The organism is Rhodococcus sp. T2V (genome assembly GCF_029269925.1).
Lineage (GTDB): Bacteria > Actinomycetota > Actinomycetes > Mycobacteriales > Mycobacteriaceae > Rhodococcus_F > Rhodococcus_F koreensis.
The window spans coordinates 109,277-125,907 of sequence record NZ_JARJBD010000008.1 but is presented as its reverse complement, the minus strand read 5'-3'; the positions used below and the strand labels follow the sequence as shown (position 1 = coordinate 125,907).

Genomic DNA, 16,631 nt, shown 5'->3' with positions numbered 1-16,631 from the left:
CCATGCTTACGTCCACCATCGACCAGGCCCACTACCGCACCGTCATGGGACACCTGCCCACCGGCGTCGTCGCCCTCTCCGGCATCACCCCCGACACCGAACACCCCTGCGGCCTCGTCGTCGGCACCTTCCAATCACTGTCCCTGGACCCACCCTTGGTCAGCTTCAGCGTCGCCCACACCTCCACCAGCTGGCCCAAGGTCCGCGCCACCGGCCGACTCTGCGCCAGCATCCTCGCCGCCGGCCAGGAACCGATCTGCCGCGCCCTCTCCAGCAAACAACCCGACAAATTCGCCGACATCGACTGGACCCTCTCCCAGACCGGATCCCCCCGCATCACCGGAGCCCACGCCTACGTCGACTGCGAAATCACCCACGAACTCGACGGCGGCGACCACACCATCGTCATCGCCCACGTCCTGCACATGGACACCGGACACGGCGAACCCCTCGTCTTCCACCAAGGCCGACTCGGCGGAATCCGGCAACTCACCGCCGCCTGACCACAACCGGATACGCCTGACCGAGCCCACGAAAGAGGTAAAGCGTTGCGCATCGCCGAGATTCACGTGTATCAGATGGATCTGCCGTTCAGCGGCAAGGCCTACCGGATGTCCGAGGGCTCGTACACCGCCCTGGACTCGACGATCGTGCAGATCGTGTCCGATGCGGGTGTCTCCGGGTGGGGTGAGACGTGCCCGGTCGGCCCGACGTATGCGCCGGAGCACGCCCTGGGCGCGCGGGCTGCACTGAACCAGATGTCGGCGGGCCTGATCGGCATGCCGGTGACGGGTCCGCTGGCCGTGCGCCGCGCACTGGACCGGCTCCTCAACGGGCACAACTACGCCAAAGCCGCGATCGACATCGCGATTCACGACCTGATCGGCAAGACTCACGGAATCCGCGTGTGCGACATGCTGGGTGGCGCGACCACCGATCGGGTGGACTCCTACTACGCGCTGTCCATCGGCGAGCCGGACGATGTCGCCCGGACTGCCGTCGAGAAGATCGCCGAGGGGTATCCGCGGTTGCAGATCAAGGTGGGCGGACGGCCGGTCGAGATCGACATCGAGACCGTTCGCAAGGTCTGGGAAGCAACCGGATGCACCCGCCTGTCCCTGGATGCCAACCGCGGACTGTATGCGCGCGACGTCCTTCGAATCGGCCGGGAGTGCGCCGACATTCCCTTCGTCTTCGAGCAGCCCTGCAACACGATGGAGGAGATCGCCGCGATTCGCGGCCAACTGCACCACGCGGTCTATCTCGACGAGAACACCGAGGATCTCGGCGACGTGCTCCGAGCGATTTCTCTCGGCGTGTGCGACGGATTCGGACTGAAGGTCACGCGACTGGGCGGTCTCGGTACCCTCGCGACCGTGAGGGATCTCTGCGAGGCGCGTTCCATGCCCCACACGTGCGACGACTCCTGGGGAGGCGACATCATCGCGGCCGCGTGTGCCCACATCGGATCGACGGTTCAGCCGCGCCTGCTCGAGGGCGTGTGGATTGCCGAGCCCTACATGGACATTCACTACGACTCGGACAACCCGGTCCGGATCGAAGGGGGGCGCATCCGGGTACCGACCGGCCCCGGTCTCGGCGTCGTCCCCGACGAGGGCGTCTTCGGCGAGCCGGTCGCGTCCTTCGAATAGACAACCGCCAACCCGACCCACACACCCGGCTGCGCCGCACCCGCCGCGAGCCTCTCCGAAAAGGATCCCGCACTTCATGACTGACGTCACGCATTCGATCGCACCGGACACCACCGACGCACAACTCGACCGCCTCCTCGACGCCGCGGCCGCCGCCGCACCGCTCTGGGAGGACCGCACCCCCCACGACCGCGCCGCTGTACTCGTCGCGATCGCCGACGCCCTCGAGGCGCACGCCGACGGGCTGGTCGCCGACGCCATCACCGAAACCGGGCTTCCCCAGGCCAGGTTGAGCGGGGAACTGAACCGGACCTGCGTGCAGTTGCGGATGTTCGCCGAGGAACTGATCGACGGCACCTTCCTCGACGTGATCATCGACCGCGCAGATCCCGACTTCGTCCTCGGCGCACGCCCGGACCTGCGCCGGTACCAGATCCCCGTGGGCCCGGTCCTGGTCTTCGCCGCCAGCAACTTCCCCTTCGCGTTCTCCGTCGCCGGCACCGACACCGCCTCCGCGCTGGCCGCCGGCTGCCCGGTGATCCTCAAGGCCCATCCCGGCCACCCCCGCACCTCCGCCGCCACCGCCGACGTCGTCGCCGGGGCACTGTCCGCGGCCGGCGCCCCCGACGGCACGTTCGCCCTGATCAGCGGTTTCCGGGCCGGCACCCGCGCCCTCGAGGACCCGCGGATCGCCGCAGCCGCCTTCACCGGGTCCGTCGCCGGTGGCCGCGCCCTGTTCGACATCGCCGCCGCCCGCCCCAACCCGATCCCGTTCTTCGGCGAACTCGGCAGCGTCAACCCGGCCGTCGTCACCGCCGGTGCCCTGGACGAGCGCGCCGAGGCGATCGCGTCCGGATTCGTCGGCTCGTTCACCCTCGGCGCCGGACAGTTCTGCACCAAACCCGGCATCCTGCTGGTGCCCGCCGGATCGCCGGTCACCGAGCAGATCACCACCCTCGCCCAGCAGGTGCCCGCGGCACGGATGCTCACCGCGAAGATCGCCGAGGGCTACCACCACCGGATCGAGGATGCCGCCGCAGCACCCGGCGTCGAGGTCCTCGTCAAGGGCACCGCATCGACCGGCGAGAGCGGAGTCCCCGAGGTCACCCCGACACTGCTGCGCACCACCGCCGAGCAACTGATCGCCCAGGCCGACACCCTGCTCGAGGAGAGCTTCGGCCCCGCCGCGATCATCGCCGAATACGGCACAAACGACGAGGTGAACCGCGTCCTGAACGGGGTCGACGGCACCCTCACCGTCACCGTCCACACCCGCACCGAACCCACCCCCGACGAACGCGAGCAACTCCGCAGCCTCACCCGGATCGCCGCCACCCGCGCCGGCCGACTGGTGTTCAACGGCTGGCCGACGGGCGTCGCCGTCACCCCCGCCCAGCACCACGGCGGCCCCTACCCCGCCACCACCGCGGTCTCGCACACCTCGGTGGGCACCACCGCGATCCGCCGATTCCTACGCCCCGTCACCTACCAGGACGCCCCCGAGGCGCTCCTGCCCGCACCGATCCAGGAGCGCAACCCCCTCGCGATCCCCCGCACGGTCAACTCCGCCGGCCAATCGTCCACCTGGGGCCGCGCTCAGTCCTGACAATCGAGGAGCGCGCGGTGTGCGCTCGATAGTTCCCACACTCTGCCGCCCCAGCGTTCACTATATGAACGCTGGGGCGGTAGAGTGGTCGTGCAAGCGCGTACCCGAGGGTGTGGTGCGCACCGACACGACGAAGGGGTGGCATGAGCGAAGTACCCGAACCGACGGAGATGACGAACAAGTCGGTGACCAAAGCGGTTCGGCTGCTACGGGAGTTGGCCGCGCACCCGCGCACCGGTGCCACCGTGACCACGCTCGCGAAGGGGGTCGGGATCTCCCGGCCCACCGCGTTCCGTCTGCTCTACAGTCTCGAACGCACCGGGCTCGTCGACCGGATCGACAACAACTACATCCTCGGCTGGGAAATGGCCCGCCTCGGGCGGCGCGCCGACCCGTACGCCGGCCTGGTCGCTCGCGCGCAACCGCTGCTGCAGGAGTTGGCCGACAAGTTCAACGAATCGGTGACCCTGTCGGTGCCGAATTCGCACGACGGCCTGGACCTCATCGCCGAGGCCGCCGGCTCGCACGTGGTCGGGATCATGAGCCGCATGTCGACCCACATGGTCGGCCAGCAGTATCCGCTGCACGCCAGCTCTACCGGCAAGGTTCTGCTCGCCGAGATGCCGCTGGAGAAGGTGCTCGCGCTGCTGCCCGAGAAGCTCGAGGCGTACACGTCCCACACCATCACCGACCGTGCCGTTCTGCTCCGGGAACTCGACCAGGTCCGCGAGCAAGGGTTCGGCATCATCGACAACGAACTCGAAGAGGAACTGATTTCGCTGTCCCGGCCGGTGCGGGATACCTCGGGCAGTCTGGTGGCGATCCTGACGCTCAACAGCCCCCGCTACCGCTTCGGGCGCGACCGCATCCCCGAGGCGCTCCAGCAGATGCAGGCCATCGTCGAGCGCCTCGTCGAGGTGTTCTGGCAGGACGCGGCGGGCGAGTAGTCCCGCCGATCGGCCACACCGCGTGAAGCACCGGGAACCGGAGCCCTGGCACGGACTCCGGTTCCCGGTGCTGTACGCGATCGGTCAGGTTCGAACGGGCCGACCGCCGCGCGGGGCCGAGGTTTCGCTGAGGTTGCGGCCCATCGTTTCCGGCGCGAGGACCTGGGAGACCGCGGCACCGACGATGCAGATGCCCGCGGCAATGATCATCGTTACTCCACTGCCGAGGTTGTGCATCGACCACGGCAGCAGGAACGTGCCCAGACCCGCACCGACACGGCTGAACGCGGTCGCGAAACCGGTTCCCAGGCCGCGGATCTCGGTCGGGAAGATCTCACCCGGGTAGACCCCGGTCAGGGCGGTGGACATGGCGTTGGCGAACGCGAAGACCAGGAAGCAGATCAGCACGACCGCGGGCGGCGCGGACGACCACAATCCGATGATCAGCAACACGACCGCGCACACCCACTGCTGCGGGATGGTCAGCTTCCGGCGGCCGACGCGTTCGATGAGCAGGACCGAGACCATGACACCCACCAGGGCGAGGCCGTTGACCCCGATGGCGCCGACGAGTCCGTCGCCGAGACCGTAGCCCTCCAGCACGCTGGCCGCGAACGTCGCGATCGCGAAATACGGTGCCACCGCACAGAACCAGAAGACCGAGATGAAGATCGTCGCCCGCCGGTAGGCCGGGGAGAACAGCATCCCGAACGTGCCCGTGCGGGTGCCCTCGTTGGCGATGTCGACGACGTCCGTCGGGTCCTCGAGGTAGGCGTGGGCGATCTCGGTGGCCTCTTCGGTGCGGCCCTTGTTCATCAGCCATCGCGGTGATTCGGGCATACCCAGCCGGGCCAGGAACAGGATCACCGCCGGAACGGTGCTCGAGCCGAGCACGATACGCCAGTCGAGGGACCACACGGTGGTCATCAGGAAGCCGGCGACGAAGGCGAACATGAAGCCGACGTACCAGGCGACCTCACAGTAGGCCAGCAGTTTGCCGCGTAGCCGCCGCGGTGCGAATTCGGAAAGCAGTGGCCAACCGACCGAGTAGTCGGCGCCGATCGCGATGCCCATCAGCAACCGGACGACGAACAGTTGCCAGGCCGAGTCGACGAAGAACTGCAGGGCGGATCCGAGGATGAAAATCGCCAGGTCGATCGCGAACAGTGGCTTGCGGCCCAGTTTGTCGGCCAGCCAGCCCCCCAGCGGGCCGCCGACGAAGATGCCGATGAGCGCGGAGGCGCCGATGAGCCCCTCCCAGTACAGCGACATCTCCAGGTCGAGGGTGATGGCACCGATGACGGTGCCGACGATGCCGAGGATGTAGCCGTCGATGAACATGCCACCGGCGATCACACCGGTCAGCTTGACCAGGAAGCGCTTCTTGTCGACCGGACCTTGATCGGCCTTCGTGCCGACGGGTCCGTCCTCATACTCTCCGACGGAATCCGTGTTGGTAATCGTCACCAGGTCACTCCTTGCTGGTGCGCGTCGACATGACAGCCGACGTGGACGGCGCGAATGCCGTCCGGGGGCGGGGAAAGGCGGGAATGAAGTGTGCACGCGTGCCGGCGGTAGCAATTCGATCACCGACATCGTATTCGTTCAATAAGTGAACGTCACGCTCAAAATTGTGACATGGACCTCATGGGCCGTCAAGACCCCTTCTCGTCACAGCTGCGATCACCCGCGCCGACCCCGGGGCGGGCGCCGGGCCGTGGAGGTATCGCACGGCGGGCGAGCGACTGGATAGCGCACCTCAGATAGCGATTTCGGCAGAATTGCACACGGAGCGCGCCCGCGCACCGCCCCGCGCCCAGGCTCCGCCGAGCGCTTCTCGGCCTTGACAAGCTGTGACCTGGGCCGCACTATCGTGAAACACATAGAATGAACGCACTGTTCATAAAGTGACGATCCGCATACACCCGTTCACGGTCGCCGGAATCGAACACGCAGCACAGACGACGGGAGAGTTTCAGGTGCGGTTGATCAATCTCGAAGGCCGCCTCCAGGTGTCGACGCGAAGCGGCCTCGTCGACGTCGAGGCGGAAAGCCACGGCTACTTTTCCTCCCATCCGCAGAAGATTTACGAGCGGTGGGCGGAGTTCGTCACCTGGTACACGGGCAACCGAGACAGGGTCACCCCGACGCAACACGGTGGGATCGACCCGGGTCGACTCGGTTCGCCGGCGCCTGCGCCGCGCCAGGTGTTCGCCGTCGGCCTGAACTATGCCGACCACGCGGCGGAGTCCGGCGTGGAACGGCCCGAGTCACCCGTCATCTTCACCAAGTTCGCCTCGGCGATCTCCGGCCCGGTCACCACCGTGCCCCTCCCCTCGGACACGGTGGACTGGGAGGTCGAACTCGTGGTCGTGATCGGCCGAGGTGGCCGCGACATCCCGGCCGATCGGGCATGGGAGTCCGTCGCGGGATTGTCTGTCGGACAAGACCTGTCCGACCGCGGGCGGCAATTGGCCGGCCCGGTTCCGCAATTCAGCCTCGCCAAGTCGCATCGAGGGTTCGCCCCGATCGGGCCGGCGCTGGTGACGATCGACGAGTTCGCCGATCCGAACGATCTCACGCTCGAGACCCGCATCAACGGCGAGCTCGTCCAGTTCGGACGCACCGCGCAGATGATCTTCCCGGTGCCGGCGCTGATCGAGCACCTCTCGCACACCCTCGAGCTCTACCCCGGAGACGTGGTGTTCACCGGCACGCCCGCCGGCGTCGGGGTGGGCCGGACACCGCAACGGTTCCTCGGCCCCGGCGACGTGTTGCGCAGCCACATCGCCGACATCGGCGAACTCACCCAGACCTTCGTCTCCCGCGAACCGCTCGCCGCGCCGGCGTGACCGGGGTACGCCGGCCCACACACACATCCGATCGAAATCCGAAGGAGCCAACCTTGTTGCCGGAACACATGACCGCAGTTCTCCTGACCGGGCATGGAGGACTCGACACACTCGAGTACCGCACCGACATCGCCGTCCCCCGACCAGATCGGGGCGAGGTGCTGATCGAGGTCGCCGCCGCCGGAATCAACAACACCGACATCAATACCCGCATCGGGTGGTATTCGAAGGCGATCGACTCCGATACGAACTCCGGTGGCGCGAGCGGGTTCGAGTCCGTCGACGACGACGATGCCAGTTGGTCGGGCACGACCCTGAAATTCCCCCGGATTCAGGGCGCGGACGTGTGTGGGCGCATCGTCGCGGTCGGTGACGGCATCTCCCCCGACCGCATCGGCGAACGGGTCCTCGTGCGCACCATGCTGCGCAGCTACGTCGACTACCGGCCGTACGAATGCTGGACGCTCGGCAGCGAATGCGACGGCGGCTTCGCACAGTACGCGGTGGCTCCGGCCCGGGAAACCTTCGCGGTCGACTCCGATTGGAGCGACGCCGAACTCGCGGCGCTGCCGTGCGCCTATTCCACCGCCGAGAACATGCTGCACCGCGCCGCGGTCGGCGCCGAACGCGTGCTCATCACCGGCGCCTCGGGCGGTGTCGGCCTCGCGGCGGTGCAACTCGCCAAACGCCGCGGCGCCACGGTGATTGCCGTCTGCTCGCCCGACAAGGCGGCCGAGGTGAAGGCGCAGGGCGCCGATCGGACCATCGAGCGGGGAGTCGACCTGATCGGCGCGCTCGGCGCCGGCTCGGTGGATGTGGTGGTCGATCTCGTCGTCGGACCGCAGTGGCCTCAACTGCTCGACGTGTTGCGCACGGGCGGCCGCTACACGATCGCCGGTGCAATCGGTGGGCCGATCTCCGAGATCGACCTGCGCACGGTCTACCTCAGAGACCTCACGCTGTACGGGTGCACCTTCCAGGACGACGCCGTATTCGAGAACCTCGTCGGATACATCGAGCGGAATGAAATCCGTCCGGTCGTCTCGGCCACGTATCCGTTGTCCGACATCGTTCGGGCGCAGGAGGATTTCCTCGCCAAGAAGCACATCGGAAAGCTTGTGCTGATTCCACCGACACCCCAGACGTGACCGGCGGCGTTCACCGACCGCCGCCCGCAGATCCCCGAATGGAGTACCCCGCAATGACCTCGACCTCGACCGCGCCGTCACTCGGAGCGTGGCTGACGCTCGACTCCGTCTTCGCTGCCGAACTGATGGTTCGAACTGGATTCGATTGGGCCGTGATCGATTTGCAGCACGGTGCACTGGGAACCGACGCCGTCGTGCCCCTGCTCTCGGCGGTGCAGGGCGCCGGCGTCGAGGCGTGGGTGCGGACACAGGCGACGAACTACGCACAAGCCAATTGGGCGCTCGACATGGGCGCTGACGTCGTCGTCGTCCCGCAGATCGGGTCGGCCGCCCAAGCATGTGAGGCGGTCGGTTTCTGCCGCTACGCCCCCGAGGGACACCGCTCGTGGGGACCGGTTCGGGCAGCGTTGCGCCCGGCCTCGGCGCCCCGCCAGCGGGTCTACCTGATGATCGAGGACACGAACGGCCTGGCCGAGGCCGAAGCGATCTGCGCGACGCCCGGACTGGACGGGATCCTGATCGGCACGGCAGACCTCACCCTGTCGCTGGCCGGTTCCGCCTCGGACGTCCTGGGGGGAGCCACTTTCGATGCCGTTCGCACGATCGTGGAAGCGTGCACCCGCCACGGACTGGACGTCGCCGCCTACGGGGGAAGTCAGGAAATGACGACGGCGTGCGCCGAGAACGGAATCCGGACCGTCGCTCTCGCCGCGGACTACGAACTGCTTCACGAAGGCGCCCAGGCGGCGTTGGCGCTGGCCCGCGGAGCATTCGCAGCCGAGGGTGTCCGCCTCTGACCTCATGTTGCCGTGACGGTGTGGGTGCCGGAACAGATACGCCGCGTCGGGGTGAGTCGCAAGACTCACCCCGACGCGGCTTTTCGGTGTTACCTCAGTCGCTCCACACGGCCACCGGGTCGCCGAGCACCGTCTCGTCGACCTCGATCCCGAGTCCGGGAGCGTTCGGGGGCAGGATGCCGCCGTCCTCGGTCAGCACGTCGAACCTCGCCGTCGGCAGTGTCACCATGTCCTCGCAATTGAGGACGCAGCGCAGCGTGCGCGGCGGGACGGTGGCGCCGAGTTGCACGATCGCCGCGAACGCGATGGACGAGCCGACCGTGTCCTGCACGCTGACGGTCATCCCCGCTGCGCGCGCGATGTCGCGGTGACGACGGCCGCGGGTCAGACCGCCGGCTTTGGAGATCTTCAGTCCGATGCCGTCGGCGACGTCGTGCGCCGAGGCGAACGCGATGTCCTCGTCCTGCTGCGCGAGTTCGTCGACGACGATCGGGTAGGGGCACCGCTGACGCAGCGAGATCGTCTCCCGCCACGTGGCGCAGGGGGCCTCGAGCACGAAGTCCAGACCGGCCGGCAGCATTCGGAGCATCCGCAGCGCGGTCTCCGGCAACAGTCCACCGTTCGCGTCGACCAGGAAGAACTCACCGGGTTGCTTGTCGGCCAGGGATGCGGCGATCCGCTCCGCATCGAGCGCGGGCCCACCCTCGCTGTCGAGTGCACCGATCTTGATGGAGTGGCCGCGGTATCCCTTGGCACGGTGATCGGCAACGCGGCGGCGCATTTCCTCCGGTTCACCGGCGTAGATCGACGAGATCATCGACATCGGAACACCGGTCGAACCGCCGAGGAGTTCGGCGACCGGAAGCCCGACGGACTTGCCGAAGACGTCCCAGCACGCGACGTCGAGTGCGGTCTTGGCGTGGTTGTGACCGACGAGTGCCTCGTCCATCGCGTCGTTGATCCGGTCGACCTGACGTGGGTCCCGGCCGAGGAGGTGGGGTGCGATCTCTGCGATTCCGGCGCGGGTGCCGAGAGCATGGGAGGCGATGTAGGTGGAGCCGAACGGTGTGCTCTCGCCCCAACCCTGTTGGCCGTCATCGGTGGTGATGCGGACGATGGAGGCATCGAACGAGGTGTACGAACGGCCGCCCGAGAGTAGATAGACACCGCCCGAGTACGGCAAGTCCACCTGGAAGAGTTCGATCTGCGCGATCTTCACCTGTTCTCCTTTGTTCATCTGTTCTCGTGTGTGCCGGGCCGAGGTTCCACAGGATTATTGATGTTCATTTTCTGAACACTGTGATTGAAATTGTGACAGGGCCCTCAATGGCGGTCAACACGGCCCGACGTCACGCCTTGCCGTCGCAGTTCCGCCCGGCCCCGGATTCAGACCAAGCACCAAACAGCTTGTCGAACAACACCGCGTCAGGTCATCTGCACCACGGGACAGGTGGCCGACCGACGACCCCGAGACGCTTGACAGGGTGTGATCCAGGACGCAATACTTACTTCAGTTTGAACATGCCGTTCATAAATTGAACGTCCTCGATACTCATCCGACCGGCACCCGCGCCGCGTGCGACCCCGAAGAGGAGCCACCATGCTTACGTCCACCATCGACCAGGCCCACTACCGCACCGTCATGGGACACCTGCCCACCGGCGTCGTCGCCCTCTCCGGCATCACCCCCGACACCGAACACCCCTGCGGCCTCGTCGTCGGCACCTTCCAATCACTGTCCCTGGACCCACCCTTGGTCAGCTTCAGCGTCGCCCACACCTCCACCAGCTGGCCCAAGGTCCGCGCCACCGGCCGACTCTGCGCCAGCATCCTCGCCGCCGGCCAGGAACCGATCTGCCGCGCCCTCTCCAGCAAACAACCCGACAAATTCGCCGACATCGACTGGACCCTCTCCCAGACCGGATCCCCCCGCATCACCGGAGCCCACGCCTACGTCGACTGCGAAATCACCCACGAACTCGACGGCGGCGACCACACCATCGTCATCGCCCACGTCCTGCACATGGACACCGGACACGGCGAACCCCTCGTCTTCCACCAAGGCCGACTCGGCGGAATCCGGCAACTCACCGCCGCCTGACCACAACCGGGACACACGAAAGTATCGGGGGCGCAATGAACGAGCCGAAGGCGGCCACAGTGATCGCAGTGAATCCCAGCGAGCCGGCGGAGATTGCCAACAAGTCGGTGACCAAGGCTGTCCGTCTTCTGCGCGAGCTTGCATCCCGGCCCAAGACCGGCGCGACGGTGAGCACCCTCGCCAAAGCCGTCGGGATCTCCCGTCCCACCGCATTTCGTCTGCTCCACAGCCTCGAGCGGACCGGCCTGGTGGATCGCATCGACAACAACTACATCCTCGGCTCGGAGATGTCCCGTCTCGGACGGCACGCCGACCCCTATGCCGGTCTGGCCGCCCGCGCTCGACCGTTGCTGCAGGAGCTGGCCGACTCGTTCGACGAAACGGTGACTCTGTCGGTGCCGAATGCAAAGGACGAGCTCGATCTCATCGCCGAGGCCGCCGGCTCACACGTCGTGGGCACGACATCGCGGATGTCCCCTCACATGATCGGCAAGCAGTATCCCCTCCACGCCAGCTCCAGCGGCAAGGTCCTCTTGGCCGAATGGCCGATCAAGAAAGTTCTCGGCCGCCTGCCCGAAACGCTCGAGGCATACACCGCGCACACCGTCACCGATCGCGCGGCCCTGCTGGCCGAACTCGATCGGATCCGCGAAGACGGCTTCGCTCTCATCGACAACGAGCTCGAGGAAGAGTTGATCTCCCTGTCTCGTCCCGTGAGGGATTCGTCCGGGAACCTGGTGGCGATCGTGTCCCTCAACGGCCCCCGGTACCGGTTCGGCCCCGACCGCATACCAGAAGGCCTGCAACAGATGCAGCGGCTGGTCGAGCATCTCGCCGATGCGTTCTGGCGGGATTCGGAATAGATACGCACCGAACGGGAGCGTAGCTCGCCCGGGGGTAGCCGGGTTTATCCGCCGACCACCGACTTCGGTCGGTGGGCACCCAGTACTGCGTCCGTGTCGGCGCCGAGAATCGGCGGCGCGGACGTCAGGTGCGGGCGCTCGCCCGAGAAGCTGACCGGGAACGCGATCTGCCGCAGGCTGCCGATCGTCGGGTGGTCGACCGTCCCGATCATGCCGAGCGCCGCGGTGTGCGGGTCGGCGTAGCTCTCGTCGAGGTGCCGGATCGGTGACACGGGCACGGCGTGCGCGGCGAGCGTGTCGCACCACTGCTCGACGGTGCCCGACGTGAAGGCCGTCGACAGTTCCCGCTCGAGATCGCCGCGATTCGCCACCCGGTCCCGGTTGCGCTCGAATCGCGGATCGGCCGTCAAATCGTCGCGTGCGATCGCCGAACACAGGCTTGCCCATTGCGTGTCGTTGCCCACCGCGACGACGAAGTATCCGTCGCTCGCGGGGAACGCTTGATAGGGAGCGAGATTCGGATGACCGGAACCCAGTGCGCCGGGACGCTCCCCGGTGGCGAAATAGTTCGTCGCCCAGTTCACATGCAAGGCGAGCTGACACTCGAACAGCGACGTCGTCACGTACTGCCCGCGGCCGGTCCGCGACCGCTCGACGAGGGCGGCGAGCACGCCGATCAGACCGAACAGCGCCGCCCCCAGATCGCCCATCGCGAATCCGGCCTTCATCGGCGCCCCGCCCGGCTCACCGGTCAGCGACATGAGGCCGCCGGCGGCCTGCGCGATCATGTCGTAACCGGGTTCGTCCCGCAACGGCCCCTCCTCCCCGAACGCGGAGATGTGCAGCACGACCAGATGCGGGTACCGCTCGGACAGCGTCCGGTAGTCGAAGATCCGCTGCAACCCGCTGCCGGGCTTGAAGTTCTCGACGACGACGTCGGTCTCCTCCAGGATGCGGTGGATGAGGTCCTGCCCCTCTTCGGATTTGAGGTCGACGGTCACCGATTTCTTGCCCCGGTTGATCGCGAGGTAGTACGTGGCGTCGACGCCGACGAACGGCGGCCCCCACGACCGTGTCGGGTCGCCGCCCTCGGGATGCTCGACCTTGGTGACGTCGGCGCCGAGGTCCGCGAGCGACATGGTGGCATACGGTCCGGCGAGGATCTTGGAGAGATCCAGCGCCCGTACCCCCGCGAGGGGTGCCGGTCCGGTGTGGGTGGTGTTCACAGGAGAACTCCTGTCGCAGAGTCGGTTCGGTGAGCGGCTGCCTGCGCGACATCCGCGGTGACGTCGGTGCCGTCGACGACGGCCGCGAGGTGGCGCAGGGCGGCCTCGGGAACGTCTCCGGACTCGCCGGCGAGGTAGGCGTTCGCGACGAGCAGCGACCGGTAGCCGCTGCCCGTGCCGACCGCGAAATCCGCCAGATCGAACAGCAGGGTGGCCATCGTCGCGCGGGCCAGTGCGTTGGCGTAGCGCGCGCACCCGGCCTGCGCGGTGCCCTCGTCCCCGGCGACCAGCAGGTCGCCCGCGTCGACGAGGTCGTCCCACCGCCGGCGGAGCACGTCGGCGCCTGCGCCGCAGTCCGGTCCGAGTCCGGCCAGGATGCCGCGCATCGTGTCCGCCAGCTGACGGTGCGCACCGAACTTGCGCATGCACCGCAGCACGTCCAGGGCGATGACGTTGCTCGATCCCTCCCAGATCGACCCCAGGTGGGCATCCCGGACCAGGCGGGCGTGTGCCCATTCCTCGATGTAGCCGTTGCCGCCGCGGACCTCCATGGCCTCGCCGGTGACGACGCGCGCCCGTTTGCACACGTAATGCTTCGCGAGCGGGGTGAGGACCCGGATCAACGCACGGGCCGATTCGTCTCCGGCGTCCGCCGACTGCAGGCACTGCGCGCTGTACGCCACCAAGGCGAGCGCCGCCTCGGCGTCGAGCGCGAGCGGCAGCAGGGTGGCGCGCATCAGCGGCTGGTCGAACAGGGTCTTGCCGAACACGACCCGCTCCCGGGTGTGGTCGACGGCGTCGCGTACGGCCCGCCGCATCAGGGCACTCGACCGCATCGCGTTCGACAGCCGCGACGTGTTGACCATCTCAGCCATCTGCCGGAACCCTCGGTCGAGTTCACCCACTTGGAGGGCGTACGCACCGGTCAGCGACACCTCACCGCTGGGCATCGAGCGGGTGCCGAGCTTGTCCTTCAGCCGGTCGATCGTGTAGCTGTTGCACTCGCCGTTCGCGAGAACCTTGGGGACCATGAACATTCCGACGCCGCGGGTGGATTCGGCGTCGCCGCCGGGGAACCGGGCGAGGGTCACGATGACGTCGGCGTCGGGATTGGACGCGAACCACTTCTTCCCGAGGAGTATCACCATCGTGTGATAGCTCAGGCCCTGCATTTTCGGGAACCCGCCATCGCCAACACGAAAGATGCCCGTTCGGGGCCTGTTTATGCACCATCGGTTCTCACAGCCCTCATACACGAGTTATTTTCCGCTGACCATGGATCGAACATTTCACCCGCCTTCGATATTTACTTTGCAAGTACGCAACCAACTACGTCCACCGCAAATGTGTGATTCTCCTGGCCGATGCCTCGACATGGGGCTTCTCCAAAGGCCCCCTCGCGCACGCGTCAACTACGCGAGAAGCAGTAGGCGGATTCGCGCCGCCGAGTCGATCCGGAGCGTCGTGGCGACTGCGGAGATGCGCAGCTGGATCGGATGGCGGCTACTCGCACCAACCGATGATCCGCGGTGTTCCCGGGTGGCCGGTGCGGAGCTCCACCATGTAGTGGAGGATGCGGCGCCTACCCTTTCCGGGTTGCCTTCTACCCGGGCTCGCAGGCCCCGATACAACGAGTGAACGCCTGAGCTGTAGCGCCCACTACCGATCATCTGCCGGCGGATCGGATGATCGCCGGCCACGCGCACCTCGCAGGCTGTGTCGAACGCACCCGAATCGCCATACTCAGGACACGCTTGGCATTCCACCCTCCTGCTGATCAGTACAGGAGCCGATAGCGCATGCCCTCAGGACGCGGGTTCGAGCCGCTGCGCGGCGGCACACAGAATGTGGTCCAAGTGTGGCGATTCCATGCCACTCCCGACGTGGCGATACGCCGCCGACATCGTCAGCACACCGTCATGGCGCTGGCTGGTTTCTTCGGGCTGTCGCTCATAGGTTCTGCTGCCCAACACCATTGCGGCGAAGCCGCCATCGCAGCTCTACTATCCACCGGTTTTGGCCTATGCCTGTTCGTCGAGCGTCGCCTCGAACACCGGGGGAGGCCACCGAGGACTCCTCCGACGGGACCTCTTCCTAAGAACGACGTACGCGATCGGGCGGATGGCGCGGCCACGAAAGAGCGCCACTCCTAACCACTGGCAGGTGACACACGAGTCACGTCCATTGGTACACCTGCGCCCTCGCGTGGTTGTGACGCCGATTGGCTGTGCAGGAATCTGTATTGCGACCCGCGGCCACCTACGATTCAGTAGGGTGGTTCACCTTGCCTCTGTTCGATGACCCATGCCGCGATCTGCGTGCGGGAGGTGAATCCCAGTTCGGAGTGGATGTGCTCCACGTGCCCCTGGACGGTGCGTTCTGAAATGACGAGCTTCCCGGCGATCACTCCGTTGGTGAGGCCCTCGGCGACAAGTTCGGCGACCTGCTGTTCCCGCCGCGTAAGACTCGTGGATCCCGACCCGGACGAGATGACGGTCGTGCCCTTCTCGTCGAGGGCGTACGCTGCGGCATCTTCGAGCCGCGTCCGGAGCCCCGAGCCTGAACTCCGCCTCGAACGCGCGGCCACCGATCATCCGACGGGCGTCTTGCTCGAACCGGTCATGTACGAGGTTGAGATACGGGTAGATGGTGCCCTGTCCCCCGACTGTCTGTGCGAGAGCCACCGCAGCACCCATCAACTTGGCAGCCCGCCTGAGAGCTCCTTCATCCACAGCGATCCACGCGAGGGCTTCCATGCACCCCCGGTGCTGCTGCGGTCGTCCACTGAACGCGCGAGCGGCAATGCCTGCGTGAGTAAATCTTTCGCGTGGGAGTGCTCGTCCCGCTGCAAGGCCCCAACCCTTAAGCGCCACAGCGACCATCTCCGGTAAACCGACTCGCCTCGCGACTCGATGAGCGCGAGTATCTCCCGCCGGCATTCCTCTCTCCGTGTCCGATTCCCGTCCGCGTCACTGGCCAGCGCGAGCCCGAACAACGACCGGATCATGTACAGGAGGTTGCCGCCGTTGCGGAAGACCGCGAGCGAGTGTTCGAAGTGTTTGCGCGCCGCCGCGGAATTCTGGGTTATCAGTGCGTGCCGGCCGGCGGCGTCGGCCATGAGCGCCGTCCCAGTCGGATCGCCGAGCTGGAGCTAACTACCATTCGAGCAGCTGCGCTGGGTAGGCACAGTCTTTCGCCGCGCATCCCTTGAATCGATCTTCTCGGCCGCTTTCTCAGCGGATTCAGATTGAAGTTCGTAGTGGAGATAGATGTAGCCAACCGACGCCATACCAACGAGCGCGAGCGACACCGCGTATAGCTTGTTCAGCACAATATCTCCATATCGTCAGGTCCTGTGGCTCACGGCTGTTGTGCCAGATCACCGCGATCCCACAGAGTCGACACCGCGAGGAATCTGAACGTTGTCCTGTTTCAATCG

Annotated in this window: 14 protein-coding genes and 1 pseudogene; 9 read left to right on the top strand and 6 right to left on the bottom strand. The window is 66.7% G+C overall.

The features are described from left to right. The first annotated feature begins 2 nt into the window (after positions 1–2). From P3H15_RS10065 to P3H15_RS10050, 4 genes are all read left to right on the top strand, one after another. Positions 3–503: a flavin reductase family protein gene (locus P3H15_RS10065; RefSeq protein ID WP_276137083.1), complete on the top strand. Its 501-nt coding sequence runs from the start codon at positions 3–5 to the stop codon at positions 501–503. A 45-nt stretch (positions 504–548) separates the two neighbouring features. Then, the gene (locus P3H15_RS10060) at positions 549–1,652 is read left to right on the top strand and encodes a mandelate racemase/muconate lactonizing enzyme family protein (protein WP_276137089.1); all 1,104 of its coding nucleotides are present in this window, start codon (positions 549–551) and stop codon (positions 1,650–1,652) included. Positions 1,653–1,728: 76 nt separating this feature from the next. Next, on the top strand, positions 1,729–3,258 hold the full coding sequence (locus tag P3H15_RS10055; RefSeq protein WP_276137088.1) for an aldehyde dehydrogenase (NADP(+)): 1,530 nt from the start codon (positions 1,729–1,731) through the stop codon (positions 3,256–3,258). 143 nt (positions 3,259–3,401) lie between these two features. Beyond that, a complete protein-coding gene (locus tag P3H15_RS10050) occupies positions 3,402–4,205 on the top strand; it encodes an IclR family transcriptional regulator (RefSeq protein ID WP_072936884.1) in 804 nt (267 codons plus the stop codon). Positions 4,206–4,289: 84 nt separating this feature from the next. On the opposite strand, the gene P3H15_RS10045 is transcribed toward P3H15_RS10050, so the two are convergent. Then, the gene (locus P3H15_RS10045) at positions 4,290–5,672 is read right to left on the bottom strand and encodes an MFS transporter (protein WP_276137087.1); all 1,383 of its coding nucleotides are present in this window, start codon (positions 5,670–5,672) and stop codon (positions 4,290–4,292) included. 512 nt (positions 5,673–6,184) lie between these two features. On the opposite strand from P3H15_RS10045, the gene P3H15_RS10040 reads away from it, so the two are divergent. From P3H15_RS10040 to P3H15_RS10030, 3 genes are all read left to right on the top strand, one after another. Further along, positions 6,185–7,057: a fumarylacetoacetate hydrolase family protein gene (locus P3H15_RS10040; RefSeq protein ID WP_276137146.1), complete on the top strand. Its 873-nt coding sequence runs from the start codon at positions 6,185–6,187 to the stop codon at positions 7,055–7,057. A gap of 68 nt (positions 7,058–7,125) precedes the next feature. After that, positions 7,126–8,205 (top strand): alcohol dehydrogenase family protein, encoded by a 1,080-nt coding sequence (locus P3H15_RS10035; RefSeq protein ID WP_276137086.1) that lies wholly within the window; start codon positions 7,126–7,128, stop codon positions 8,203–8,205. Positions 8,206–8,258: 53 nt separating this feature from the next. Then, positions 8,259–9,002, top strand: coding sequence for an HpcH/HpaI aldolase/citrate lyase family protein (locus tag P3H15_RS10030; RefSeq protein ID WP_276137085.1), 744 nt, complete (start codon positions 8,259–8,261; stop codon positions 9,000–9,002). Between the two features lie 94 nt (positions 9,003–9,096). Here P3H15_RS10030 and P3H15_RS10025 read toward each other — a convergent pair whose 3' ends face one another. Continuing rightward, complete coding sequence (locus P3H15_RS10025) at positions 9,097–10,239, bottom strand: mandelate racemase/muconate lactonizing enzyme family protein (protein ID WP_276137084.1); 1,143 nt, start codon at positions 10,237–10,239, stop codon at positions 9,097–9,099. 363 nt (positions 10,240–10,602) lie between these two features. Between P3H15_RS10025 and P3H15_RS10020 the strand changes: the two genes are divergently transcribed. Both P3H15_RS10020 and P3H15_RS10015 read left to right on the top strand, forming a co-directional pair. After that, positions 10,603–11,103 (top strand): flavin reductase family protein, encoded by a 501-nt coding sequence (locus tag P3H15_RS10020; protein WP_276137083.1) that lies wholly within the window; start codon positions 10,603–10,605, stop codon positions 11,101–11,103. Positions 11,104–11,138: 35 nt separating this feature from the next. Next, on the top strand, positions 11,139–11,966 hold the full coding sequence (locus tag P3H15_RS10015; protein ID WP_276137082.1) for an IclR family transcriptional regulator: 828 nt from the start codon (positions 11,139–11,141) through the stop codon (positions 11,964–11,966). A gap of 44 nt (positions 11,967–12,010) precedes the next feature. Here the strand turns inward: P3H15_RS10015 and P3H15_RS10010 are convergent, their stop codons facing one another. From P3H15_RS10010 to P3H15_RS09995, 4 genes and pseudogenes are all read right to left on the bottom strand, one after another. Continuing rightward, positions 12,011–13,192: a CaiB/BaiF CoA-transferase family protein gene (locus P3H15_RS10010; protein ID WP_276137081.1), complete on the bottom strand. Its 1,182-nt coding sequence runs from the start codon at positions 13,190–13,192 to the stop codon at positions 12,011–12,013. Further along, positions 13,189–14,341, bottom strand: a pseudogene (locus tag P3H15_RS10005) (acyl-CoA dehydrogenase family protein); the annotation flags it as partial. The pseudogene P3H15_RS10005 and the gene P3H15_RS10010, both read right to left, overlap by 4 nt. A 1,117-nt stretch (positions 14,342–15,458) precedes the next feature. Then, positions 15,459–15,779 carry a response regulator transcription factor gene (locus tag P3H15_RS10000; protein WP_276137080.1) on the bottom strand — a complete coding sequence of 107 codons (321 nt, stop codon included), beginning with the start codon at positions 15,777–15,779 and terminating at the stop codon, positions 15,459–15,461. Between the two features lie 108 nt (positions 15,780–15,887). Beyond that, on the bottom strand, positions 15,888–16,310 hold the full coding sequence (locus P3H15_RS09995; RefSeq protein WP_276137079.1) for a hypothetical protein: 423 nt from the start codon (positions 16,308–16,310) through the stop codon (positions 15,888–15,890). Between the last annotated feature and the right edge of the window lie 321 nt (positions 16,311–16,631).